Genomic DNA, 25,637 nt, shown 5'->3' with positions numbered 1-25,637 from the left:
CTATCCTCGTCAGGGCTTAACGGCTACCCTCATCCCCAAGAGCAATGTCAAACCCCTACCGATGAATTGTGCTTTAAACTCAACACTCAAAATATGGAATTATACTTAATTCGTCATGGTATAGCCGAAGACAAGCAACCAGACATCAAAGACGAAGAGCGATCGCTCACAAAAGAAGGACGACAAAAAACCGAAAAAGTTGCCCAAAAAATTAAAAAACTGGGTTTGCAGTTTGAGGTAATTGTCACCAGTCCCTTAGTCCGCGCCCGCCAAACGGCTGAAATTCTTGTAGCAGATGGACTCAGTACCCAATGGGAAAAATCTCCCCATCTTGCCCCTAACGGTCATATATCTAGTTGGCTAAATTACTGGTTAGAACCCAAAAAATATGCACAAAATACGCAAATCGCCTTGGTAGGACATGAACCTTGTTTAAGCAATTGGGCAGAAATTCTGCTTTGGGGGGAAGTCAAACACAGTTTAGTCTTGAAAAAAGCAGGTATGATCGGGATAAAACTACCAGAAATAGGTTCACCTCTGGGTCGGAGTCAAATGTTTTGGTTGACACCGCCCAAGTACCTGCTGTAACAGCTTTTCAACATTTTTCCCAAAGTGCTGTGATATCGGCTACTGTTATAGCGACAAGAATTTCTGGTAAGTTAGCGTGTTCGCGGAGCGTGTGCCTTGCACAATCAGATATTTCAACAAGCAAATGGTGTAGCCATGATGGTGTGCGAATACAAGCCTGGTTTAGAAGGCATTCCCGCCGCCCAATCGAGTATTAGTCATGTTGATGGGCAAAAGGGAATTCTAGAATATCGTGGCATCCGGATTGAAGAACTAGCAGAAAAAAGTTCCTTTCTGGAAACTGCTTATCTCTTAATCTGGGGTGAATTGCCAAGTCAAGAAGAATTGGAAACGTTTGAGCATGAGGTTCGCTACCACAGGCGAATCAAATACCGCATTCGGGACATGATGAAATGCTTTCCAGAAAGCGGTCACCCGATGGATGCTCTGCAAGCCTCAGCTGCGGCGTTAGGCTTATTTTACTCACGCCGGGACTTACACAATCCCGCCTACATTCGGGATGCCGTGGTGCGCCTATTAGCAACCATTCCCACAATGGTAGCCGCATTCCAGTTAATGCGAAAAGGCAACGACCCCGTAAAGCCACGCGATGACTTAGACTACGCCGCCAACTTTCTCTATATGCTCAACGAGAAAGAACCAGATCCTTTGGCTGCCAAAATTTTTGACATCTGCTTGATTCTTCACGTCGAGCATACAATGAACGCCTCTACATTCAGTGCTAGGGTAACAGCTTCCACCTTAACTGACCCCTACGCCGTGGTAGCTAGTGCCGTCGGAACCCTAGGAGGTCCCCTGCACGGTGGAGCCAATGAAGAAGTGATTCAGATGTTGGAAGAAATTGGCACAGTAGAAAACGTGCGTCCCTATGTAGACAACCTGCTGCAACGCAAAGCCAAGATTATGGGCTTTGGACACCGTGTCTATAAGGTCAAAGATCCACGAGCTACAGTCTTACAAAACCTAGCAGAGCAATTGTTTGCCAAGTTTGGGCATGATAAGTATTATGACATTGCCCTAGAAATGGAACGAGTAGTAGCAGAAAAACTGTCTGGCAAAGGGATTTATCCCAATGTTGACTTTTACTCTGGTTTAGTGTACAGGAAAATGGGAATTCCCACAGACTTATTTACACCAATATTTGCGATCGCTCGTGTAGCAGGTTGGCTAGCGCACTGGAAAGAACAACTCGCAGAAAACCGCATATTCCGACCTACCCAGATTTACAACGGTAAGCATGAGATTACTTATCTCCCCATCGATCAACGTTAACTGGCAGTTGGATTGTTAGTCACACTCATACCCAGTTATAAAGTCGATAACCGTTGCCATAAAGTCGGCGGAGGTTTTGCCTGGGGACAGAAGGAAGAGGCAAATATGCCCGCTAATTACTAAGGACGGGCAGAAGTTGGCATGAGTAGGGGCGGGTATGGCTACGCCACGCAAGCTATCACAGATATCATTCATCATCAACGGGGATGGTAAACCCGCCCCTACATCCTCTTCTAGCCAACCAAAAGAAATCCCAATCCTGACCATAAGTAGAAGTTCTTGTATAGCTTCAAGGGCTGAAAACCATTGGACGATATACTAGGCATGGGAATTGGCAAAAATCTATGTCTACGCCACGCAAGCTATCAAGCGTCTTCATCAAAGCATAAAAGGATGAAGGATGAAGGAGCCGAATTTTATACTTTATAACTTCACACTTCACACTTCATACTTCATACTTCAATTGACTTAAAGAGCAGAAACATGAATTCAGGAATTGACCTCCAAGGAACGTTTATTAAATCCGTCATGGATTTAGGGATACCAGCAGGGACAGCCAAAGCCATTTGGATGCCCTTGCCAATGATACTGATGCTGATTGGAGCAACAGTGGGGGTACTAGTCTGTGTTTGGTTAGAACGAAAGATTTCGGCATCAGTACAGCAGCGCATTGGGCCGGAATTTATTGGACCTTTTGGCTTACTAGCTCCAGTAGCCGATGGTTTGAAGCTGGTATTTAAAGAAGACATCGTACCAGCTAAAGCTGACGCTTGGCTATTTACCATCGGCCCCATTTTAGTCGTACTGCCAGTATTCCTGTCCTATTTGATTGTCCCCTTTGGACAGAATATTGTCATTACAAATGTAGGCATGGGAATCTTCTTGTGGATTGCATTTTCTAGCATTGCTCCCATTGGGTTGTTAATGGCTGGTTACGCATCAAATAACAAGTATTCCCTAATCGGTGGATTGCGGGCTGCTGCTCAATCCATTAGCTACGAAATTCCCCTATCGTTGAGCGTGCTGGCCGTCGTCATGATGTCTAACAGTCTCAGCACCATTGATATTGTTAACCAGCAATCTGGCTATGGTATCCTCGGCTGGAACATTTGGCGGCAACCAGTAGGGTTCCTCATTTTTTGGATAGCAGCCCTGGCTGAATGCGAACGCTTACCCTTTGACTTACCCGAAGCGGAAGAAGAAATCGTTGCTGGTTATCAGACCGAATATTCCGGCATGAAATTCGCGCTGTTTTACCTGAGTTCCTACGTCAACCTAGTGCTTTCTGCACTACTGGTAGCAGTTTTATACCTGGGCGGTTGGGACTTCCCGATTCCCGTTAATGTCATAGCTAATTGGGTGGGAGTCAGTGAATTTAATCCCGTCTTACAGGTAGCAACGGCTTCTTTGGGTATTGTCATGACCCTAATCAAAGCCTATTTGCTAGTATTTATCGCCATCTTGTTGCGTTGGACAGTACCACGGGTGCGGATTGACCAATTGCTAGATTTAGGATGGAAGTTTTTGTTACCACTGGCTTTGGTTAACCTTCTAGTAACCGCAGCCCTAAAACTTGCCTTTCCCTTTGCCTTTGGTGGATAAACCAATTTGAGATTTTAGGTTTTAGATCGAATCTGAAATCTAAAATCCCAGATCCAGAATTGAAAAGAGAGAGAAAAACACTAAAAATGCTAAAGTTCCTCAAACAAGTTGGTGATTACGCCAAAGAAGCAGTACAAGCCGGACGTTACATTGGTCAAGGGTTAGCCGTAACTTTTGACCATATGCAGCGTCGCCCTGTCACCGTACAGTACCCTTACGAAAAACTGATTCCTGGCGAACGGTTTCGGGGCAGAATTCACTTTGAGTTTGATAAATGTATCGCCTGTGAAGTCTGTGTTCGGGTTTGTCCCATCAATCTGCCTGTAGTGGATTGGGAATTTGAGAAAGCCAACAAAAAGAAAAAGCTCAAACACTACAGTATTGACTTTGGAGTTTGTATCTTCTGCGGTAACTGTGTGGAATACTGCCCAACTAACTGTCTATCAATGACAGAAGAGTATGAGCTATCCACTTACGATCGCCATGAATTGAACTATGACAACGTAGCCCTAGGTCGTCTGCCTTACAAAGTCACAAATGACCCAATGGTTACACCACTGCGCGAACTAGCTTACTTACCCAAGGGTGTCATGGACCCTCACGACCTGCCTGCTGATGCACCTCGTGCTGGTTCTCGTCCAGAAGATTTGGTAGAACAAACAGAAAAAACAAGTGGCTAGCACCGCAAAGCGGAGTTTAGACTTCAAATCAATCAAAAGCCGATTATGTAAACTTTTGACTTTTGACTTTTGACTTTTGACTTTTGACTTCCGCCTTGCGGCGGTGCTAGTGGGTAATCGTAATGAGCGATTACCAGTTACGATTTATTGGAAATCAAAAAGGATCGGAAAAAGTGAATCTAGCCGAAGGAGTACAGTTTGTAGCGTTAGGCATATTGGGCGTGATGATGATTGGGGCAGCTTTAGGCGTAGTGCTGTTCTCTAACGTTGTCTATTCTGCCTTTATGCTAGGGGGCGTGTTTATCAGCATGGCGGCAATTTACCTGTTGCTCAATGGTGACTTTGTAGCAGCAGCACAGGTGCTGGTTTATGTTGGAGCGGTTAACGTGCTGATTTTGTTTGCCATTATGTTGGTGAACAAGCGAGAAGATTTTGCGCCATTTCCCAGTACTGGGCTGAGGAAAGTCCTCACAGCAGTAGTCAGCCTGGGATTATTTGGCCTGTTGAGTGTGATGGTATTGGGGACTCCTTGGGCTTACTCAACACCTGCTGCTGTAGCTCCAGAAAGTTCTATCGTTGTGATTGGTGAGCATTTCTTCACTGACTTTTTACTACCTTTTGAACTAGCTTCAGTATTGTTGCTGATAGCGATGGTGGGAGCGATTATTTTGGCACGTCGCGAGTATTTGCCTGAACAACCAACATCCTCAGAGTTGCAACAAAGTGTTTTGACTTTGCCAGAACGCCCCAGAGATTTGGTATCGGCGGGTAGCGAAACCAAAGAGTAAAATTTGCGATATGATGCGATTCGCAAGTAAAAAGCCAGATTTTTTTGATAAGGGATACGAGAATCCATGCAACTCCAGTACTTTTTATTACTAGCAGCAGCTTTGTTCTGTATTGGCATTTATGGCTTAATTACCAGTCGTAACGCCGTGCGGGTGTTGATGTCAATTGAGTTACTGCTGAATGCTGTTAATCTGAATTTAATGGCATTTTCCAACTTTCTCGATTCAACTTTAATTAAGGGTCAGGTATTCACAGTGTTTGTGATTACCGTGGCAGCTGCTGAAGCGGCGGTTGGTTTAGCGATTGTGCTGGCCATTTATCGTAACCGCGATACCGTCGATATGGAGCAGTTTAATCTCCTGAAGTGGTAATTTTGCGTGCAACTCAAGCAGGTAATCATTGCTTATAAAGCACGAGATTCCCAGAGTAAACGCTGGGCTGAACTTTGTGCTAAACAACTAGAAAAGCGCCATTGTCACGTGTTGATGGGGCCTAGTGGGCCAAAAGATAACCCTTACCCGGTGTTTTTGGCTTCTGCAACTCAACCAATTGATTTGGCTTTGGTACTCGGTGGTGATGGCACGGTTTTAACAAGCGCCAGACATTTAGCCCCAGCTGGTATACCTATTTTGGGTGTGAATGTTGGGGGTCATCTGGGCTTTTTAACCGAGTCTGTAGATGAGTTTGAAGATACAGAGAAGGTTTGGGATCGACTATTAGAGGATCGCTATGCCATCCAGAGGCGGATGATGCTACAAGCGGCAGTGTATGAGGGTAATCGCACGAATTTGGAACCTGTGACTGAGCGCTACCTCGCTTTGAACGAATTTTGTGTGAAACCCGCTTCTGCTGACCGCATGATTACCTCTATTCTGGAAATGGAAATTGATGGTGAGGTAGTCGATCAATATGTGGGGGATGGTTTGATTATTTCCACTCCCACTGGTTCTACTGGTTATACTGTTTCTGCTAGTGGCCCCATTATCCACGATGGTATGGAGGCGGTTACTATCACTCCCATTTGTCCCATGAGTCTTTCTAGTCGCCCTCTAGTTTTACCTCCTGGTTCTGTGGTCAGCATCTGGCCCTTGGGAGACTATGATTTGAGTACAAAGCTGTGGATGGATGGGGTGTTATCTACGTCGATTTGGCCAGGACATCGGGTTGATGTGCGTATGGCTGATTGCCGGGCGAAGTTTATTATTTTGCGAGATAACAATTCATATTATCAGACGCTGCGAGAGAAGCTGCTTTGGGCAGGTACAAGGGTTCGCTACAGTAATAATCACCGTAATTGATTTAATTAGGTGTGTACGGAGCGCTTTTGTTGCAAGTTGTCTGTGAAATATAGCCCCCGGATCTTTTCGGGGGTTTTTCCGCATATCTCACGCAAAGGCGCATCAGCGAAGTGAAGCACGAAGTGCGTTAGGCGCAAAGGAAGAAAGAAATACAGATATCAGCACGTGGTCTAATTACATGAAAATTGCTGTTAACCAATTTTTGAGACTTAATTATGCGGAACCTCATACTTGTTCCGAGTTGGTTGCGGTTTTTAATTAGGGCTTGCTGAAAAAGTCGAGAAAAAACTTGAGGAGAATTGAGTGGGTAGTCAGGCAGGAATAAAGATAAGTTTTCGTTGTCTAAAACTCCCTAAGTTATCAATTTTATTAATATGAAATGGGGGAAAAGACGTAATTTTGAAAAATTGACATAAAAATCCCCAAAAAAGCCGTAATAACAGGGTGGAAAGATTCATGACTAAAAAAGTTAGGGCAATAGAAGTTAAAGAAGTATGAGGCAGTTGAGCCATAACTCTACCCAGGCTAAATCTGCGTTTACCCTGTCCAAATTTACCTTCAATAGAGTTACGAATCCGTTGATCTTCTAAAGCTTGTTTCTTTTTTTCAGGACTGACATTTTTAGGTGGTATACCTAGTGGTGGACCACTGATTCTAATTCCTCTTTCTTTACACCAAGCGCGATTTTCCCGTGTCCGATAAATTTTATCTACATGAACAGATTCAGGATTAGGACTCTAGCTTTTGGCTTTATTCAGCAAGCCCTAAATAAGCATGACTGGAATTGAATAATAGGCGATCGCTATCAGTGCATTACTCACCAAATGTAACGCTACCAGAGGCTTTTGCCAAAGATAGCAATGTCCATGAGGTATGTAGTTGTGAGAAAATAAAATGTTTTGTAATAATTCCAATATTGCTTGCATAACACCCTATCCCCTACACCCTCTGAATTATTGCTCCTACTTATGTTAGATGGACAAAGTGATAATTTTGGCTATTTTGTGAGATCAAGGCATGACTGCATCAAGTGGCGAACCTTAGTTTTAACTATAAAAACCTTTAATTTTCCATAGAGAAAATGCCGAACATAATTTTAAAAGATGACCCATTATGGTTTAAAAACGCGATTATTTACGAAGTACCTATTCGCGCATTTGCTGACAGTAATGGTGATGGTATTGGTGACTTGCGGGGACTGACAGAAAAACTGGATTACTTGCAAGACTTAGGAATTAATGCTATTTGGTTACTACCATTTTTCCCCTCACCATTAAAAGATGATGGTTATGATATTGCTGATTATACCAGTATTAACCCCATTTATGGAACATTAGAAGACTTTAAAAAGTTATTAATCGCTGCTCATCAGCGTAGTATCAGGGTGATTATTGAGTTAATTATTAACCATACATCTGATCAACATCCTTGGTTTCAACGCGCACGCCGCGCCCCAAAAGGCAGTCAAGAAAGAGATTTTTATGTGTGGAGTGATACGCCAGAAAAATACGCAGAAGCACGAATTATTTTCCAAGATTTTGAAACCTCTAATTGGGCTTGGGATGCAGTCGCTAAAGCATATTTTTGGCATCGTTTCTACTCCCATCAGCCAGATTTAAATTATGATAATCCCTTAGTGAGAAAAGCAGTATTTGAGGCTTTAGATTTTTGGTTAGAAATGGGCGTAGATGGATTACGCATGGATGCAGTTCCTTATTTGTATGAACGGGAAGGGACGAACTGCGAAAATCTACCAGAAACTCATGCTTTCCTGAAAGAAATGCGATCGCACATTGATGAGAAATATCCGCAAAAAATGCTTTTAGCTGAAGCTAACCAATGGCCAGAGGATGCAGCCCAATACTATGGAGATGGTGATGAATGTCACATGAATTTTCATTTTCCCCTGATGCCGCGCTTATTTATCGCTCTCCAGATGGAAGACAATTTTCCCATTGTGGATATTCTGCAACAAACTCCCCATATTCCTGATAACTGTCAATGGGCGTTATTCTTGCGTAATCATGACGAATTGACTTTAGAAATGGTAACAGATGAAGACCGAGATTTTATGTATCGAGTCTATGCTCAAGACCCGGTAATGAGATTAAATTTAGGTATTCGTCGCCGATTAGCACCATTATTAGGCAATGACCGCCGCCAGATAGAATTACTCAATAGTTTATTATTATCATTGCCAGGAACACCCGTACTTTATTATGGTGATGAGATTGGCATGGGTGATAATGTTTATTTAGGCGATCGCAATGGTGTAAGGACTCCCATGCAGTGGAGTTCTGACCGTAACGCTGGTTTTAGTCGCACCAATCCCCATCGCCTACATTTACCCGTAATCATTGACTCAGAATATCACTACGAAGCGGTCAACGTCGAAGCACAACGGGCTAACTTTAATTCTCTGTGGTATTGGATGAAACGGTTAATTGCGACACGTAACCGATTTCAGGCTTTGGGTAAAGGTAACTTGGAATTATTACACCCCAATAACCGCAAAGTTTTTGCTTTCAGTCGCACCTATGGAGAAGAAAATATAGTAGTAGTCGCCAATTTATCTCATTATGTGCAAACAGCAGAATTAGATTTATCAGACTTCAATGGATTAGTACCAGTAGAAATTTTTGGTTACACAGAATTTCCACCCATTGGAGAATCGCCTTATTTTCTCAGTCTTAGTCCCTACGGATTTTACTGGTTTGTCCTCAAACGTAAACCAAGCTTAACTCAACCACCGAAACCCCAAGCCGAGTTACCCACACTGGTTGTTAATGAACAGTGGGAAAATGTAATTTCACAACGAGATTTAAAAGGGGTTCTGGAATCAACACTGCGAGATTATCTATATACCTGTAAATGGTTTGGCGGTAAAAACCAAAGTTTGCAATCAGTACAAATTGTGGAAGCGATCGCCATACCGTACAATCAAAATTTAGCCGAGATAGTGTGGTTACAGGTAGATTACATCAACAGAAACCGCGAAACGTATCTATTATTTCTGGGTTATGCGTCAGGTAATCAAGCAATGCACCTGTTGTCAGAAATTCCGCAAGCTGTAATCTCACGTCTGCAAGTGCAAAGGGAAACTCCAGAAGCAGGGATTTTATTTGATGTTTTAGTAGACCAGGATTTTCTGACTGCATTATTAGATGCGATGTCTCCGACGGGCTGCGCCTACGCAGATCATAATTTATATCCAGGGATAACAGGAGAATTATTTGCCACAACCACAGATTTATTCTCACAGTTATACTCAGAAGACACAGACCATGAACCACATGACCTTAAAGAAGAAGAACAAACCAATACTTATATATTGTATGGCGATCGCCTGTGTTTGAAACTTTTCCGTAAATTTGAAGAAGGTATGCACCCAGATTTAGAAATTCGGCGTTTTCTGGGTGAGAAAAAACCCTTGCAACATTTCCTACCTGTAGCTGGGGCGTTAGAATACCGCCGTCCCCAGAGATTTGAGGATAGTCCAGCCCTACCGATGACAGTAGGTATATTACAAGAGTTAATTTTAGATACTCGCAGTGGCTGGGATTACACTCTCGATAGCTTGCGTCATTATTTTGATGTCGTCACGACAGAACAAGCAAATATTACCGAAGTTCCCATTCCATCAGGTTCTCTACTGGATTTACAGAGAACTGAGATTCCCGACTTGGTTACCCAAACCATTAATTCTTACCTTCCCAATGCGGAAATGTTGGGGAAATCCACAGCTGAACTGCATATTGCTTTGGCGACAGATACAGATAATCCTGATTTTGCGTCAGAACCTTTTACATCGTTTTACCAACGTTCTATATATCAAGATGCGCGCAACCTTACAGGGCGAGTTTTCCGATTGCTGAGAGAACGGGCAGAATATTTGCCATCTCATACTCAGGAGTTAGCAGGAGATGTTCTCAATAAGCAACAAGAGATTTTGGCACGTTTTCAGTTAGTGGTGAGTCAAAAAATTATCGCCAGGCGAACTCGTTATCATGGCGACTATCATCTGGCGCAAGTGCTGTACACTGGGAAAGACTTTATTATCACTCATTTTGAGGGTAAAGCGGCTCGCAGTTTGAGTGAACGCCGCCGCAAGCGATCGCCTTTAAGAGATGTAGCCCGAATGCTGGTATCCTTTAATTATGCGGTGACTCAAGCTTTGCGCTATGAAATGGAAACTGGGATGATTCGTCCGGAAAATCTGCCTCTGATGGAACAATGGGCGCAGTTTTGGTATACCTGGGTGAGTGCTGCTTTTTGCAATTCTTATTTAGAGACTGCTGGGGAAAATGAGTTTTTACCCAGGACGCAGGGGGAATTACAATTACTGCTTTTTGCTTATCTGTTGGAAAAGGCTATTGAGGCGCTTGAAGATGAACTTAATCATCGTCCCGATTATGTGGATATTCCTCTGCAATTGATTTTACAATTGTTAGTGGAGTCGGAGTAAGAGGAACGAACCACAAAGGGCGCAAAGTACACGAAGAGAAGAAAGAAAAGAAAGAAAGAATATAGGACAATACCGTTCAGTTAGCGTCAAAAATCTTAAAATGTGTAGGTTGGGTTGAGGAACGAAACTCAACATTTCCGGAGGCTGCAATTGATTTTACAATTGTTAGCGGAGTCGGAGTAAGAGGAACGAACCACGTTGGCGCTAGCCTCTCCCTTTGGGAGAAGGGCGCAAAGTACACGAAGAAAGAAACAAAGAAGGAAGAGAGGGGTTTATGGCGTTATGTATTTGTAACTTGTGGATGTGCTTCCAACCAAATATCAATGTCACTTAATACTTGTTGGGGAATTTCCCAAGGAAATAAATGCGCGGTATTGGGATAAGAATGGTATTGGTTATTTTTTAGGTGTCGCGCTGTTTCTAAACTCGACTCGGCTGTGATATGACGGTCTTGTTCTCCAGCTAGGACTAAGCTAGGACAGTTAATTTGCTCTAATTCTGCTAGTCGATTGTAACCGGATCTTAGAGCAGTATACAGGGCGCGAGTTGCGGGAGAGGAGGTTTGTAAGTAGGCTTGTGCTGCTTCTTGGGCAATATAATTGTATGCTGTAGGGGTATGTTGTTGAATTAAATAACGAAAGAGCGATCGCTTGCCAAATGTATCTATATTCCATTGCCAACTCGGTTGCAGATAATTCAAAATCCCCGCAATACCAGTATATAGATTATCCTGCCAACTAATGGGGGGATGATTCCCACGGGGTCGGGCTGCTGTCGCTACCAAAATTAAACCAGTAACCCGTTCTGGTAGTCGCAAGGCCATTTCCATTGCTAAAATTCCCCCCAGTGACCATCCTAAGATGAGACATTTTTCGATTTTTAAGCGGTCTAGGAGCGCTTCTAAGTCGGTCAAATGGTCTGTCATCTCAAAATTGCCATTACAGCGACTTTTGCCGTATCCGCGTAAATCTGGGGCGAAAGTTTGGTAACGCTGGGATAAGTGATTGGTAAAAACTGAAAGATTTCGACCAGAGCCAGGATGACCGTGTAAACCGAGAATCGGGAATCCTGCACCTTGGATGTAGACGTTGAGGTTTGTAGCTGTGGGGGAAATAGAGGACATGATTTTAAACTTTCTCGGTATATCCGCCAGCGTAGGTAATGACGCACATCTGCCTGTATTTGCTGTGAATGCCAAAGGCTACGCCAGTGACTTTAAATGCGGGGTTAAAAATATTGTGGCGATGACCGCGTGACGGTACGCCATCATCAACAATTAATTGCATGATAATATTTTCGGCTGTGCTGGAACCATAGCTGATGTTCTCACCGGCGGTAATTTGCCATGTCCCATAGCGGTTGATGCGGGTAAATGGGCTACTGCCATCACTACCATTATGACCGGTCATGCCTTTTGCGCCTTGGTCTTTAACGTGATCTCTCGCACCTAAAGACATTCCCACAGATATACTTAATGCTACCACAGGATCAGCTGATTTCAGAAATGCGATCGCCTCATCAACTGCTTTTACCCCTTCTTGAGTTTGCAAATAAACATGATCGGATATCCTCACCTGTGTGCCTTGAAATTGCCGTTTCCAGTCTTCCAGAATCGGGAGGTATGCCGCCGGATAGATCCGGACTTTGTTCATTTCTGCTAAAACTTCTTTTTCCAACTGCGAGAGAATATTCTCATGTGTTACATTTTCTATACCTGTTGGCAAAAGTTCCATAAATAACCTCTACTCTGGGAAGCTAAAATTCAATATACTTAGCTCCACCGTAGGGATAACCGTTTTCTGAAAAATTGACCGGGAATTTTTAGGCAATAATACTGGCGACAATCGTAACCGCTCACCTGATCAACATTTAATTTACATATTCCGGAGAAACAAAACTCTTGTGACGTTGAGCATTTTGCCAAGCCTGAATAAGTATATTAGCTGATCAACTGCTATAGGCTCACAGCGACCAAGAAATATTCATCTGATCCATCTACCAATTAACAATTAACCCCTGCATAGAAACAACAACTAAATTCCGTGTTTGATTTCTGTAAAATCGAAATTTAAATTACAAAAACCCAAAAAATTATATGATGCGTTGGCTAACTTTAGTCCCGATGCTACTGAGTGTTTTACTCATGGGCTGTTCTATGGAAACAACAGCAAAATCTACCACATCCACCCCAAGCACCCAAACCAAAGCATTCAATGGTCAAACACTCCCAATTTCTGCGGAGGCAATTGTGTCTAATGGTACGAGAATTCAATTAGAGGTGGCACGCACACGAGAACAGCAAGCACAAGGCTTAATGTATCGTCCGGCTTTACCAGATAACCGAGGGATGTTATTCCAGTTCCCTGCTGAACAACAGGTCAGATTTTGGATGAAAAATGTGCCAGTACCTCTGGATATGGTGTTTTTGCAAAATGGGGTAATTAAGTATATTGAAGATTCTGCACCTCCCTGCACCAGTGAGCCTTGCCCAACTTATGGACCAAACGTACCCATTGATACGGTGATTGAACTGCGCTCTGGACGCGCTGCGGAATTAAATTTGCAAGCAGGTCAGCCAGTCAAAATTGAGTTTTTAGATATGGAAAATCTCAGGCAATAAATATTACCCTGTTTTATCCGATAAGCGGCGGCGAATCCGGAATTAATGGGCTTTGTGTAAAAAAACTATCAAGTAGGTATAAAAAAGCAAATCGAGGGGCGAATATTTAGATGTTTTCGATCATAGTAAAATTTGCAGTTTCAAGGTAGAATCACATTTCCACGCTTTGGATGCCAAAAATATTCCTTTTGGCGTAAGTGTAAACAGACGTTGATCAGGCAGTATTAGCTATGGAATCTTTGTTACTAAATGTGTGATGCCATCAAACATCATAGTAAAAAAGATGAAACCAAATTAGACCTAAGTAGTCTGTAGCTTCAAAATTGATCAGTTCAGTGATGCTATCAAGTTGAAATTGTCTAGTTTGATCAATGAAATCGCTCTGCTTGATCAGTGTAAGCAAATTTTTTCAGGTGTTTATCCGGTAATCACCAGTTACCAATGAAATATTAGCTACGGGCTACTGAATATGAAAATACATTCAATCAAAGGAGGTGAGTTACAAATGCCACCATCAACATATTCGCGACTGATTCATTTTCTACAGGAAGATTTGTCAATTTCTGCCGCTTCTCTCGCTGTCGCCCTCCGACATCGGGAACAAGATCCGGGGCCATTACCGATGATTCTTTGGCAGTATGGGTTAATTACTTTAGAACAGTTAGAACAAATTTATGATTGGCTGGAAACGGCGTAATATAGATTGTATCAGTCTGATAAACAGCAATGGTTTTCCTGTTTACGCCGTGCATTACAATACCAACCTATAGCGTCTTTCAAAGAAAGTTGGATTTGATCAGTTTGTGGTTACAATCATTGTTCTAATTAGTATAAGTATGAGTTTCATACAGGAGAATTGAGGTATGTTACGTCCATTCTGCCTTGTACCGAGGCTGATAACCAGAGAATTGACTGTTACCATTTCTACTTATTTCAATACAGATTCAAAGAGCGAGTTAAATATTTAACTCGCTCTTTATATTTTAATCAGGACTGAGTGAATACTTGAGCGGCTGCTGCTACACCACCACCGGGAGTAAAGTTTTCGTGTCCCAGTTCCGTGAGAGTAACTTCTAAAGCTGCGATACAGCTAAGAATATCGCGATCGCTCACAAAACCCAAGTGACCAATGCGGAAAATTTGGTTTTTCAGATGGTCTTGACCGCCGGCTAAAGCAATATCAAAACGCTTGTTCATCAATGACCGGATTTTATCCGCTTCCATTCCTGGTGTGGCTACAGCCGTAATTGCTGGACTAGCATAATCATCTGACCCAAATAAAGGTAAATTCAAACCTTTCACCGCCGCACGGGTAGCATTTTTCAGCCGTTGATGGCGAGTAAATATGGACTCCAAGCCTTCATTTTTCATCATCCGTAAAGTGGTGTGTAAAGCCACAATCAAATTCACGGGTGGAGTAAAGGGAGTAGTATTTTTGGCTGTAGATTTGCGGTATTTACTTAAATCTAAATAATATTTGGGTAATTTTGCAGTTTTGTAAGCTTCCCAGGCCTTGGGGCTGACGGAAACAAAACCTAGTCCGGGAGGAATCATATAGCCTTTCTGAGAACCAGAGGCGACTACATCCAAGCCCCAACTATCTATGGGTAAATTGAATGCACCCAAGCTGGTCACTGCATCCACAATTATTAAAGCTTCACCATGTTCTTTGACTAGGCGGTTGATAGTTTCTAAGTCATTCAACACACCGGTGGAGGTTTCGCTGTGGGTAATAATTACGGCTTTGATTTGCTTTTCGGTATCCCCTTGCAATTTTTCCGCAAACAGCGCTGTGTCTAAAGGTTTACCCCATTCGGCGGTAACAGCTTCCACGTTCAAACCGTATGCTTCACCGATTTCTACCCAACGTTCTCCAAATTTACCATTGGAGCCAACTAAAACGCGATCGCCTGGAGAGAGAAAATTAATAATTCCCGCTTCCACCGCACCCGTTCCGCTAACATTCAGCATCAGGACATCATTTTCAGTTTGGTGCAACCATTTGAGGTTGGCTGTCACTTCCGCCATAATGTTGCTAAACTCATTGGTGCGGTGTCCAATGGGGTGCTTGGCTAACGCCAGTAAAGCAGCTTCTGGTACTGGTGTAGGGCCAGGAATCATCAGCATCAACTTATTGTCCATGTGTTTGTCCTAAAATTAAATAAAAGTTAAAACTGTAGGCGGATAGTTAAATTTTGGTGGCGAATTTTAGATTTACCTGCATATACATCCAAAGTACTTTGCTATATTCTGCAAATCTATAGGAAATCTATAGTAAAAGTATCATTAAAGCTAAACTATGGTCAGCTTGACTTTTGCAACAACTTATGTATATTGAAAATAACCTAAAATTCTTTTTTTAATTTAGCTAGCGACAAAGAGACATTAAATTTTTTACCCAGTTTATCTAAGTTCTTGAGTGGAGCTTATTTAGAATCTCACAAATTGGGGTACAGCTACAATGACTTAGGAAAAATTCTTCCCAGTGGGGCTGGAGACGCGATCGCTCGCGTCCATACAAAAGCGTTTAAGCAAATAGATGAGTAATGGCTAAACCTGGATCAGGTTGTTTAACTAAAGATTCGCCAATTAATACAGCTGCTGCGCCGGCTTGTTGTACTATCTGTAAATCTGCTGGAGTATGTAACCCTGACTCACTCACAACTAGAAGATTCCGTTCTTGTAATTGACTAGCTCGTGCTGCTAATAATTCGCAAGTAGTTTGCAGATCAACAGAAAAATCTTCTAAATTACGATTATTAATTCCGACGATAAATTCCCCAGTTAATACTAATACTCTGTCAAGTTCTGCCAAACTATGAACTTCAATCAAAGCCTTCATCTTCATCGCATTGGCAATTTTGAGAAAGTATTGTAAATCTTGATCACTGAGAATAGCTGCAATTAATAAAACCGCATCTGCGCCATGAATGCGGGCTAAGTACATTTGATAAGGATAGATAATAAAATCCTTACATAAAAGGGGTAAATCTACGGTTTCGCGGACTTTAGTTAAGTTCTCAAAACTACCTTGAAAAAACTTAGTATCTGTCAAAACCGAAATACAACTAGCACCACCTTTTTCATATGCAGATGCGATCGCTACCGGGTCAAAATCTTCTCGTAAAACGCCCTTACTAGGGGAAGCTTTTTTAACTTCAGCAATCAACGCCGGCTTGGTTTTACCTTCTCTAAGGGCGGCGATAAAATCACGAGTTGGCGGTGCTGAAAGCGCTTGCTTTTGCAATTGTGCCAAAGGTCGCCTTTCCCGCATTTTATCAATTTCGATTTCCTTATGCCAGACAATTTCTTCCAAAATGTTATTTGGTACTATATCTGGCAAAGTAGACTGATAACGTAAAAAAGAGACATTAATTGTTGTATTCGTGGAACGGCGGCGAATTTGCATAATGGGGAATGGGGAATCGGGAGTGGCGAGTGGAGATTGGGGAGTGGAGATTGGGGAGTAGGGAATGGGGAGTGGGGAATGGGGAATGGGGAATGGGGAATGGGGAATGGGGAGTGGGGAATGGGGATTGGGAAGAGGATTGGGGAATGGGGACTGGGGAATGGGGACTGGGGAATGGGGAGTGGGGAATGGGAAGAGAAGTTTTTTCTCCCCTGCACCCTGCACCCTGCCCCCCTGCCTCTTCTCCCCTGCACCCTGCACCCTGCCCCCCTGCCTCTTCTCCCCTGCACCCTGCACCCTGCCCCCCTGCCTCTTCTCCCCTGCACCCTGCACCCTGCCCCCCTGCCTCTTCTCCCCTGCACCCTGCACCAGTACCCCCTGCCTCTTCCCCCCTGCACCCTGCACCCTGCCCCCCTGCCTCTTCCCCCCTACTCCCTAAACCACGGCTCGTTTGTAAGCTTCATCTAGCACTTCTGAAAGTGTCGGATGAGCGTGTACTAAATGGGCGAGGTCTTGGACGGCTTGACGATGAGCGATCGCAGCTGATGCTTCGTGAATTAAGTCGGCGGCGTGCATTCCGAAGATATGAACACCTAGAACTTCACCAGTATCTTTGCGATACACCACCTTAGCCATACCATCGGCTTCATTTTCTGCCAAAGCTTTAGAGTTACCTTTGAAGTAACTTTTACTGGTGGCGACTTCAAAGCCTTCAGCTTGCGCCAATTCCTGCGCGGCTACTTCTGTTAAACCGACATAGCTAACTTCTGGGTGAGTAAAAGCAGCCGCCGGGATGCTGCGATAGTCTATCACCCGGTTTCGCCCTACAATATTGTCTACCGCCACGATACCTTGAGCCGAAGCGGCGTGTGCTAACATCATTTTGCCGTTAGCGTCACCAATTGCCCAAACATGAGGTACTACTTCCCCCCCTGACAAAACTGCCATGCGATCGTCTACGGGGATAAAGTTGCGTCTGTCTAGTTCTATACCTAAAGTTTCTAAACCCAAGTTTTTAGTGGCGGGGATGCGTCCTGTAGCTACTAAGCAAGCATCCACCTCAATCACATCAATATCTTCTTTGGTTTTGAAATCTGCCAATTCAATTACCACCGGTGAACCGGGGATAATTTTTTTCGCGTATATGCCGACTTTGGTTTCAATATCACGAGGAGTAATTAAAACTCGTTCTGCCAGTTTAGCAATATCCCGGTCAAATCCTGGCATTAATTGGTCTAGGGCTTCAATCATGGTGATTTCACAGCCCAAAGCCGAGTAAACATCCGAAAATTCTAAACCGATGTAACCACTACCAATAATTGCTACCCATTCTGGCAGAGATTCTAATTTTACGCCTTGGTCGCTGGTAAAAACGGTTTTGCCGTCTACTTCGATTCCTGGAGGTACAAAAGGTACTGAACCAGGGGAAAGAATGATATCTTTAGCTGTGATAGTTTTTTCACCACCATCCCCGGTGATTGTCACCTTTTGGGTTCCCGCGATTTTGCCCCAACCCCTGATAATATCGACTTTCAGACGTTTGAGGCTGTTGGTTAAATCCCCTTGAATTTTCGATACTAGATTGCCAGCATGATCTGCGATCGCTTGGCGGTCAAATGTGACATGATCAACTTGAATCCCCAGGGATTTCAAATGATGAGCATTACGTAATTCCCGCACACGTCCCGATGCTGCTAGTAAAGCCTTAGAAGGTATACAGCCACGATTGACACAGGTTCCTCCCATGTCCCCAGCTTCGATAATCGCTGTTTTCAAACCACAGCTAACGGCGTGTAGGGCTGCGCCATGTCCACCTACACCCGCGCCGATAATAACTAAATCGTAATCAAATCCAGAACTCACATTAGTTTCCCCGTGTGCTTCGCCTATTTATTCTCAACTTGACCTGCAATTTACGCAACTCCAGAAACTTTGGGCGTTGCTAGATCAAAATTAAATATTATGCTTTAAGTTAGCAGGCAAAGATGTAGATTTTTTTACTATTTTTATAATTATACAAAATAATGTCCAGCCTTTACTATTAAGTCTAGCAATTAGTTTGGTTGTATAATTAGTTACATTTTGTCTGCGTTGCCTCAGATAAATCAAACAGGTATGATGCCCTAATTGTATCAACAATTAAAGCCTTGAAAAATTGATATTGTTTCAAATCGAGAAATTAGCATTATTATTTATGATCAGAAATTGATTTTCCAGCTTATGCATATCTTCTCAACCCAAAAACTCCGCTTCACATTAGGTTTTGCTGCTTTATTGCTAGTGAGTGCGGCTAGTAGTGGTTTATATACGCAGTCAAAAATTCAACAACAAATTCCCGAACATCAACCTGAAAATTCTTGGTTAACGAAATCACAAATTTCACCTGCGACAATTCAACCTGTTTATAAACTAGCCACAATTTTTGATAATCCTTTTAGTCTTCCCCAGATATCTGATCAAAGTATCAGCCAACAAACCACCTCAACATTTGGGAAATATAAATATATAGCATCCATACCCGTAAGTTATCCAGTCATCGATGAGTGGCAAAAATATAAGTTTAGCATTCAAGGGAGTCAAGTTTTAAGTCCGGGAAAACTGCCAAAGTCTAATATTAAATTCCAGCAAGCAGATTTATTAATTGTGCTTGTGAACACGATAAAATATTTTCAAGATCACGCTGCTGAAGACCAGAACATTTTCCGCAAAGGGCTGCTGGATACTCAAGGAGTGACTGTAGAAGATATTATCAAAACCTTAGATTTCATGATTACTGTATTAAGGGAGGATATTACCAACAATCGTCCCACCAGGTTACAAAATACGGAATTTATTAATAATAATTTTCGAGTAATTAAATGGTCTGCCCATAATCCGAATAACCAAAAGCAGAATCAAGTGCGAATTACAAAATATGCTGTATTTGAGCATACAGGTTCTCGCACCAAAACCTCTACTTATAATATACCAATTTACAGTTTAAAACAAGACAATATTGTTGATAAATTCTACACGAGATACACAAAACAGGATGTTTTATCAGGTATTTATGAGCCTGGTGGTAAAGAACATGGTAGAGTCAAGCCCCTCGCTTATTTAACCCGTGCAGGCTTAGAAGAAGCCTTAATGCAGGGAACAATCCTGATTAATTTTACCGATGGTAGTCAAGCATTTTTCAATGTAGATAGAAATAATGGTATTTCGTATGTCCAGGGATTAAAACCCACAGCCCAAAAACGTTACTGGTACTTTCGACAAGTGGACGCTATCAAAGGTTATGGACATAATATAGATGCAAAAATTTCCATCAAGCCAGGGGTAACATTTGCGGGAGATATCCTAAATATTGGCTTAGGTAGAATAGTCGTAATTGAACATACGAGAAATGGGCAGAAACAGTTACAAATGGGAGTCATAGCTGATACAGGCGGAGCATTTTTACCTAATCTGCATCAACTTGATTTCTTAGCAGGAACTTTTAAGAATCGACAAGAGTTTACGCAGCATATTAGACAATTACCTGAGTACGCTACAGCCTATTTTCTTGTGAAAAAGTAAGGAATGTACAGAACCTCACCCCCAACCCCTCTCCTTACTAAGGAGAGGGGAGAATTTTACTTAAGTCAAAGGTGGGGTGAGGTCAAACACCAGAACTTGTCTGTTATTTAATTCATCTTCCTAAAATTTATCTGTGTTCATCTGTGTTTATCTGTGGTTAATTAATTCTTTTCGTATACAGACTCAAGGGATAAATCAATCAGAATGTACCTCTAAATGCAGCATACACCAGGGTAAAAATAATTGGGACTATAATCGGAATAATCACAATCAGTCCCGTTTTACCAAAGCGAATTTTTTGCCCATCTGCTTTTAAGAGAGCAATTACAGATACAGTAGCCATTACAATCCAAATAAATCCAAAAACAATAAAAATTGTAAATGTTGATTCATTCATAACTTTTCTATACTATAGGACTTACGCAGACTCTGCGTTTTCTTGGCGTTCTTCTCCCTTGGCGCTAGCCTCTCCCTTTGGGAGAAGGGGAGACGCTACGCGAAGGCGACTTGGCGGTTCAATAAATCAAGATTCTTGGCAATTTTTGCGTAAGTCCTGTACTATACAAAAATGAAGTACACATATTAATACTATAAATCTTGTGGGGTGGGCATCTTGCCCGCCGTTGGTTTAGGGAATTATATAGTATACTTGTACTATAAAGCTATGGTGAGTAAGTTACTCCTGGGAAGCACGTTGAGATGGAAAACCTTAAATCCTTACCCTGCAAGGGTTTTAAAATGTGTTTCTTAGTAATTAATATATCTACATATATACTAATATAATCAATCAGCAAATTTTTCATATTTCTTATCTTTATTTTAATGAATTGACTGTTAGACTGTTAAACGCAAGCAGCTTAAGAAACACTGCAAAATACTACTAAGAAATAAAAAAAAAGCTGTATAAAAAAATATATCTTAGGAATTGCTGATGAAAACAAGATTAAGTCAGAACGTTGACATTTGAGGAACTGGATTAAATTTCTCAATTATTGCTCATCAGTAATGTTTCGGAAAGTTGTTTGTTGCTTTGCAAAATATTACATAATAACATCTAAGTAGAGTAACTTATATATAATAAAAAATATCTACTCTACTTTTGATGCTCCCAAATAACAGAGGAGGATCGGATCATAATGACTATAGAATTAGAATTGCCAGGGATTAATGTCAATAGCTTAAAAGAGGCTCCTATACATCTTTTTAAGCATATTCAACCCCACGGGGTGCTTTTGGTTTTAGAAGAACCAGATTTAAAAATATTACAAATTAGTAACAATACTTGGAGTATTTTTGGGATTCATCCTGAAAATATTTTGCAAACAAAACTAGAAGACCTGCTAGATCCGTTTCAAATCGAAAGAATTAAAACAGGTATATCAGAAGGTAATCTGGAATTTATCAATCCTACAAAAATTTGGGTACGCAGAAAAGGTGATGAATATGCAGTTTTTGATGCAGTTTTTCACCGCAATTCCGAAGGATTTTTGATTTTAGAGCTAGAACCCGCAGTTTCTCGTGAAAATATTCCTTTTCTGAGCTTTTATCATCTAGCCAAAGCTTCGATTAACCAATTAGAAACAACGGCAAATTTGCATGATTTTTGCCAAATAATTGTCCAAGAAGTCCGAAAAGTCACCGGATTTGATCGGGTGATGCTATATAAATTTGATGATGACGGACATGGTTCAGTTATCGCCGAAGAAAAGCTAGAAAGTATGGAACCATACTTAGGATTACATTATCCTGAGTCAGATATACCCAAACCAGCCAGAAAATTATTTGTTGCTAATTCCATCAGAATCATTCCCGATTCTCATGCCCAGTCAATACAGATTATACCTGCTCAAAATCCACTGAGCGATCGCCCGGTTGATTTAACTGATTCCATTCTCCGCAGCGCCGCTACTTGTCATACAGAATACTTACACAATATGGGTGTAGGTGCTTCCTTGACTATTTCCTTAATTAAAGACCAAAAACTCTGGGGATTAATCGCTTGTCATCATCAAGTACCCAAATATGTTTCCTATGAATTGCGGAAAGCTTGTGAATTTTTAGGACGAGTTATATTTTCAGAAATTTCCGCCAGAGAAGAAACAGAAGATTACGACTATCGGATGAATTTGACATATATTCAAACCAAGTTAGTGGAATATATGTCCCAAGAAGAAAACTTCATTGATGGTTTGCAGAAAAATCAGCCGAATTTGTTGGATTTAACCAGCGCTCAAGGTGCGGCTGTCTGTTTTGGTGAAGAATGTACAGTAATTGGAGAAACTCCTCAACCAGAAGACCTAAATTTTTTAGTACAATGGTTAAAAAATAACGTTGAAGATGAAGTTTTCCACACAGATTCTCTGCCACAAATCTATCCAGATGCCGAAAGATTTAAAAATGTCGCCAGTGGTTTATTAGCAATTCCCATTTCCCAGCGCAATTATGTTTTATGGTTCCGACCAGAAGTAATTCAAACTGTGAATTGGGGTGGTGATCCTAATAAAGCCTTTGAAGTGAGTCACACAGATGGTAATGTGCGTTTGTGTCCCCGCAAATCATTTGAACTGTGGAAAGAAACAGTCAGCCTCACCTCTTTACCGTGGCGATATGTCGAAATCAAAGCCGCATTAGAATTGCGGAAAGCAATTGTCAATATTGTTCTGCGTCAAGCCGATGAACTAGCACAATTAGCTCATGATTTAGAACGTTCTAACGCCGAGTTGAAAAAGTTTGCCTACGTCGCCTCCCATGACTTGCAAGAACCATTAAATCAAGTGGCTAATTATGTGCAGTTGTTAGAGATGCGCTATGAAGCACAACTGGATGAAGATGCTAAGGAATTTATTACTTACGCCGTCGAAGGAGTCAGCTTGATGCAGACTTTAATTGATGACGTGTTGGTATATTCTAAAGTAGATACTCAGGCGATCGCCTTTCAACTGACGGAAGTAGAAACACCTTTAGAACGCGCCCTCAGCAACTTACGCCAACGCATTACTGAAAGTGGGGCTACTATTACCCATGACCCCTTACCCACCGTCATGGCTGGTAGCACCCAACTGATGCAGCTATTTCTCAACCTCATTGCTAACGCCATCAAATTCCGCAGCGATGAACCACCAAAAATCCATATAGGAGCCGAAAGGTTAGAAGATGAGTGGTTATTTTGGGTAAAAGATAACGGTATAGGCCTAGATCCCCAATTTAGCGATCGCATTTTTATCATCTTTCAACGCTTGCACACGCGAGATGAATATCCCGGCACAGGTATGGGTCTAGCCATCTGCAAAAAGATTATTGAGTGCCACCGGGGGCGAATCTGGGTAGAATCACAACTGGGAGAAGGTTCAACCTTCTATTTTACGATTCCCGTGGGAGGACGTGACCGTGAGCGTAGAAACGGAAGAAAAAGTCAAAACCATATTTTTGGTTGAAGACAACAAAGCCGATGTCCGCCTGATCCAAGAAGCATTAAAAAATAGCTCAATACCTCACCAAGTGGTAACAGTCAGAGATGGTATGGACGCAATGGCTTATTTACGTCAGGAAGGCGAGTATGCTGATGCACCTCGTCCAGACCTGATTTTGCTGGATTTGAATTTACCCAAAAAAGATGGTCGAGAAGTACTGTCAGAAATTAAAGCTGATCCAGCACTCAAACGCATTCCGGTAGTAGTTTTAACAACCTCCCGTAATGAAGATGATATTTTTCACAGTTACGACCTACACGTCAACTGCTACATCACTAAATCCCGCAACCTCAGCCAGCTTTTTCAAATCGTCAAAGGCATCGAAGACTTTTGGCTATCTACCGTCACGCTACCATCAGAGTGAAGAAGCAAGGGGGCAGGGTGCAGGGGGCAGGGGGGAAGAAACTTAGTCAGCACTCAGGACTTTCCCCACTCAACACTCCTGTAAGGGCGGGTTTACTCAGGATTTCGACGAACCACAAACTCACTGCTTAAACCCGCCCCTACCCACTCAGCACTCAGCACTAAAAAATAGGGGGTGAAACCCAAAGATGATGACTGTGAGCAACTTAGTAAAAGTTTTGTTAATTGAAGACAGCTTACCAGAAGCTAGGTTGTTGCTGGAATTTTTGCGGCAAGCGGACTCTAAAGAATTTCGTTTAACTCATGTGAAGCGATTAAATGAAGCACTTAACGCATTAACTAGGGAAAGTTATGATGTAATTTTATTGGATCTGACTTTACCTGACAGTCAAGGATTGTCATCCCTACCTGTACTGATGAATCATGCTCCCAGTACCCCAATTGTAGTATTAACGAATACTAATGATGAAGACTTAGCAATTGAAGCAGTACGCCAGGGAGCGCAAGATTATCTTGTGAAGCGACAGGTAAATGTTGATGTGTTAGTTCGTTCTGTATGTTATGCAATTGAGCGTAAGCAAGCGTTGGAAACATTACGCACAGTGAACCAAAGCTTAGAGGTACGGGTGGAAGAACGAACTGCGGAACTAGTAAAAGCTAATGAACTTAATCAGTTTAAATCTGAATTTGTTTCGATGCTTTCTCATGATATCCGTAATCCTCTAAATACGATTCTCTTAGCTGCGGGATTATTGCAAAATTATGATGACAAACTCACCAAAGAGACAAAATATAATCATTTAGAAATGATTCGTTCAGCAATCAAAAACATGGCGCAGCTATTAGATGAAGTTTCATTGATAGGTCAAGCCGATGCTGGAAAACTGCAATGTGAACTCTTTGGTTTAGATTTGGAATTATTCTGCCAACAACTAATTGATGAAGCTGAATTGAGTACACAGGAGAAAAACTTAACTATAGAATTTACTAGTGTAGGAAAATTAGGTGATGCAGTTTGGGATGAAATCCTACTGCGTCATATTTTAGGGAATTTACTAGGCAATGCAATTAAGTATTCCCAACCAGGCGGCAAAATTCAGTTTGAACTCATTTCTCAAAAACACACAGTAACTTTCCTTATTCAAGATTGCGGAATTGGCATTCCCAAAGAAGATTTACCAATGCTGTTTCACCCTTTCCATCGTGCAGCCAATGTTGGAGAAATTCCGGGAACTGGTTTAGGTTTGTCTATTGTTAAGAAGTGTGTTGAAGCGCATGGTGGAGAGATTTTAGTTAATAGTAAAGTCGGAATAGGTACAGCATTCACCGTAACTCTTCCTGTAATGTGAATGGAAATAGAACTATAAAATAGGCTGAAGTGAGAGAAAATCAACTTTCTGTTTTGTGGTTAGTCTTATAAAATCAACGAGCGTGGAGGGATTTGAACCCCCGACCCACAGAACCGGAATCTGTTGCTCTATCCACTGAGCCACACGCCCTAACTTTGCTTAATTATAGCACAG

At 42.0% G+C, this 25,637-nt stretch carries 22 protein-coding genes, 1 tRNA gene and 1 pseudogene; 14 read left to right on the top strand and 10 right to left on the bottom strand.

All coding sequences use genetic code 11. The features are described 5' to 3' along the window. Positions 1 to 93 precede the first annotated feature (93 nt). A complete protein-coding gene (gene sixA, locus NSP_RS17445) occupies positions 94 to 588 on the top strand; it encodes a phosphohistidine phosphatase SixA (protein WP_006199071.1) in 495 nt (164 codons plus the stop codon). Positions 589 to 723: 135 nt separating this feature from the next. Next, the gene (locus NSP_RS17440) at positions 724 to 1,860 is read left to right on the top strand and encodes a citrate synthase (RefSeq protein ID WP_006199069.1); all 1,137 of its coding nucleotides are present in this window, start codon (positions 724 to 726) and stop codon (positions 1,858 to 1,860) included. Between the two features lie 15 nt (positions 1,861 to 1,875). Here NSP_RS17440 and NSP_RS25570 read toward each other — a convergent pair whose 3' ends face one another. Next, positions 1,876 to 2,127, bottom strand: coding sequence for a hypothetical protein (locus tag NSP_RS25570; RefSeq protein WP_144360562.1), 252 nt, complete (start codon positions 2,125 to 2,127; stop codon positions 1,876 to 1,878). Between the two features lie 216 nt (positions 2,128 to 2,343). On the opposite strand from NSP_RS25570, the gene nuoH reads away from it, so the two are divergent. The 5 genes from nuoH to NSP_RS17415 all read left to right on the top strand — a co-directional run bounded on the left by nuoH (position 2,344) and on the right by NSP_RS17415 (position 6,229). Continuing rightward, positions 2,344 to 3,462, top strand: a complete 1,119-nt coding sequence (gene nuoH / locus NSP_RS17435; RefSeq protein WP_006199068.1) for an NADH-quinone oxidoreductase subunit NuoH — start codon at positions 2,344 to 2,346, stop codon at positions 3,460 to 3,462. An 86-nt stretch (positions 3,463 to 3,548) separates the two neighbouring features. Further along, on the top strand, positions 3,549 to 4,142 hold the full coding sequence (gene ndhI / locus NSP_RS17430) for an NAD(P)H-quinone oxidoreductase subunit I (RefSeq protein WP_006199067.1): 594 nt from the start codon (positions 3,549 to 3,551) through the stop codon (positions 4,140 to 4,142). A 173-nt stretch (positions 4,143 to 4,315) separates the two neighbouring features. Then, positions 4,316 to 4,930, top strand: a complete 615-nt coding sequence (locus NSP_RS17425) for an NADH-quinone oxidoreductase subunit J (protein WP_173403299.1) — start codon at positions 4,316 to 4,318, stop codon at positions 4,928 to 4,930. Between the two features lie 66 nt (positions 4,931 to 4,996). After that, complete coding sequence (gene nuoK, locus NSP_RS17420) at positions 4,997 to 5,302, top strand: NADH-quinone oxidoreductase subunit NuoK (protein WP_006199065.1); 306 nt, start codon at positions 4,997 to 4,999, stop codon at positions 5,300 to 5,302. Between the two features lie 6 nt (positions 5,303 to 5,308). Further along, on the top strand, positions 5,309 to 6,229 hold the full coding sequence (locus tag NSP_RS17415) for an NAD(+) kinase (RefSeq protein WP_017804282.1): 921 nt from the start codon (positions 5,309 to 5,311) through the stop codon (positions 6,227 to 6,229). A 311-nt stretch (positions 6,230 to 6,540) separates the two neighbouring features. Here NSP_RS17415 and NSP_RS24420 read toward each other — a convergent pair. Continuing rightward, positions 6,541 to 6,957, bottom strand: a pseudogene (locus NSP_RS24420) (transposase); the annotation flags it as partial. A 36-nt stretch (positions 6,958 to 6,993) separates the two neighbouring features. Further along, a complete protein-coding gene (locus NSP_RS26060) occupies positions 6,994 to 7,155 on the bottom strand; it encodes a hypothetical protein (protein WP_157133663.1) in 162 nt (53 codons plus the stop codon). Positions 7,156 to 7,310: 155 nt separating this feature from the next. On the opposite strand from NSP_RS26060, the gene treS reads away from it, so the two are divergent. Further along, complete coding sequence (treS, locus tag NSP_RS17405) at positions 7,311 to 10,694, top strand: maltose alpha-D-glucosyltransferase (RefSeq protein ID WP_006196903.1); 3,384 nt, start codon at positions 7,311 to 7,313, stop codon at positions 10,692 to 10,694. Between the two features lie 280 nt (positions 10,695 to 10,974). Here treS and NSP_RS17400 read toward each other — a convergent pair whose 3' ends face one another. After that, positions 10,975 to 11,817 carry an alpha/beta fold hydrolase gene (locus tag NSP_RS17400; RefSeq protein WP_006196902.1) on the bottom strand — a complete coding sequence of 281 codons (843 nt, stop codon included), beginning with the start codon at positions 11,815 to 11,817 and terminating at the stop codon, positions 10,975 to 10,977. 4 nt (positions 11,818 to 11,821) lie between these two features. Continuing rightward, on the bottom strand, positions 11,822 to 12,427 hold the full coding sequence (locus tag NSP_RS17395) for a CAP domain-containing protein (protein WP_006196901.1): 606 nt from the start codon (positions 12,425 to 12,427) through the stop codon (positions 11,822 to 11,824). Between the two features lie 362 nt (positions 12,428 to 12,789). Between NSP_RS17395 and NSP_RS17390 the strand changes: the two genes are divergently transcribed. Further along, a complete protein-coding gene (locus NSP_RS17390) occupies positions 12,790 to 13,314 on the top strand; it encodes a DUF192 domain-containing protein (RefSeq protein ID WP_006196900.1) in 525 nt (174 codons plus the stop codon). Positions 13,315 to 13,783: 469 nt separating this feature from the next. Further along, on the top strand, positions 13,784 to 14,011 hold the full coding sequence (locus tag NSP_RS17385) for a DUF2949 domain-containing protein (protein WP_006196898.1): 228 nt from the start codon (positions 13,784 to 13,786) through the stop codon (positions 14,009 to 14,011). Between the two features lie 290 nt (positions 14,012 to 14,301). Here the strand turns inward: NSP_RS17385 and NSP_RS17380 are convergent, their stop codons facing one another. The 3 genes from NSP_RS17380 to lpdA form a co-directional block, all read right to left on the bottom strand. After that, complete coding sequence (locus NSP_RS17380) at positions 14,302 to 15,456, bottom strand: pyridoxal-phosphate-dependent aminotransferase family protein (protein WP_006196897.1); 1,155 nt, start codon at positions 15,454 to 15,456, stop codon at positions 14,302 to 14,304. 385 nt (positions 15,457 to 15,841) lie between these two features. Further along, positions 15,842 to 16,723, bottom strand: coding sequence for an indole-3-glycerol phosphate synthase TrpC (gene trpC, locus NSP_RS17375; protein WP_006196896.1), 882 nt, complete (start codon positions 16,721 to 16,723; stop codon positions 15,842 to 15,844). Between the two features lie 435 nt (positions 16,724 to 17,158). After that, positions 17,159 to 18,586, bottom strand: coding sequence for a dihydrolipoyl dehydrogenase (lpdA, locus tag NSP_RS17370; RefSeq protein WP_006196894.1), 1,428 nt, complete (start codon positions 18,584 to 18,586; stop codon positions 17,159 to 17,161). 357 nt (positions 18,587 to 18,943) lie between these two features. On the opposite strand from lpdA, the gene NSP_RS17365 reads away from it, so the two are divergent. After that, on the top strand, positions 18,944 to 20,281 hold the full coding sequence (locus NSP_RS17365; protein ID WP_006196893.1) for a murein transglycosylase A family protein: 1,338 nt from the start codon (positions 18,944 to 18,946) through the stop codon (positions 20,279 to 20,281). A gap of 199 nt (positions 20,282 to 20,480) precedes the next feature. Here NSP_RS17365 and NSP_RS17360 read toward each other — a convergent pair whose 3' ends face one another. Further along, positions 20,481 to 20,678: a hypothetical protein gene (locus NSP_RS17360; RefSeq protein ID WP_006196892.1), complete on the bottom strand. Its 198-nt coding sequence runs from the start codon at positions 20,676 to 20,678 to the stop codon at positions 20,481 to 20,483. Between the two features lie 739 nt (positions 20,679 to 21,417). Here NSP_RS17360 and NSP_RS17355 point away from each other — a divergent pair. From NSP_RS17355 to NSP_RS17345, 3 genes are all read left to right on the top strand, one after another. After that, positions 21,418 to 23,715 (top strand): sensor histidine kinase, encoded by a 2,298-nt coding sequence (locus NSP_RS17355; RefSeq protein WP_006196891.1) that lies wholly within the window; start codon positions 21,418 to 21,420, stop codon positions 23,713 to 23,715. Continuing rightward, complete coding sequence (locus NSP_RS17350) at positions 23,669 to 24,115, top strand: response regulator (RefSeq protein WP_006196890.1); 447 nt, start codon at positions 23,669 to 23,671, stop codon at positions 24,113 to 24,115. Before NSP_RS17355 ends, NSP_RS17350 begins: the two co-directional genes overlap by 47 nt. Before the next feature lie 187 nt (positions 24,116 to 24,302). Then, positions 24,303 to 25,463: a hybrid sensor histidine kinase/response regulator gene (locus NSP_RS17345; protein WP_006196889.1), complete on the top strand. Its 1,161-nt coding sequence runs from the start codon at positions 24,303 to 24,305 to the stop codon at positions 25,461 to 25,463. Between the two features lie 77 nt (positions 25,464 to 25,540). Here the strand turns inward: NSP_RS17345 and NSP_RS17340 are convergent. Further along, positions 25,541 to 25,613: transfer RNA gene (locus NSP_RS17340), tRNA-Arg, on the bottom strand. Positions 25,614 to 25,637 lie beyond the last annotated feature (24 nt).

It is taken from the genome of Nodularia spumigena CCY9414 (assembly GCF_000340565.2).
Taxonomy (GTDB): Bacteria; Cyanobacteriota; Cyanobacteriia; order Cyanobacteriales; family Nostocaceae; genus Nodularia; species Nodularia spumigena.
Note: the sequence above shows the minus strand (reverse complement) of the source record. Positions and strands in the feature narration are given on the sequence as shown.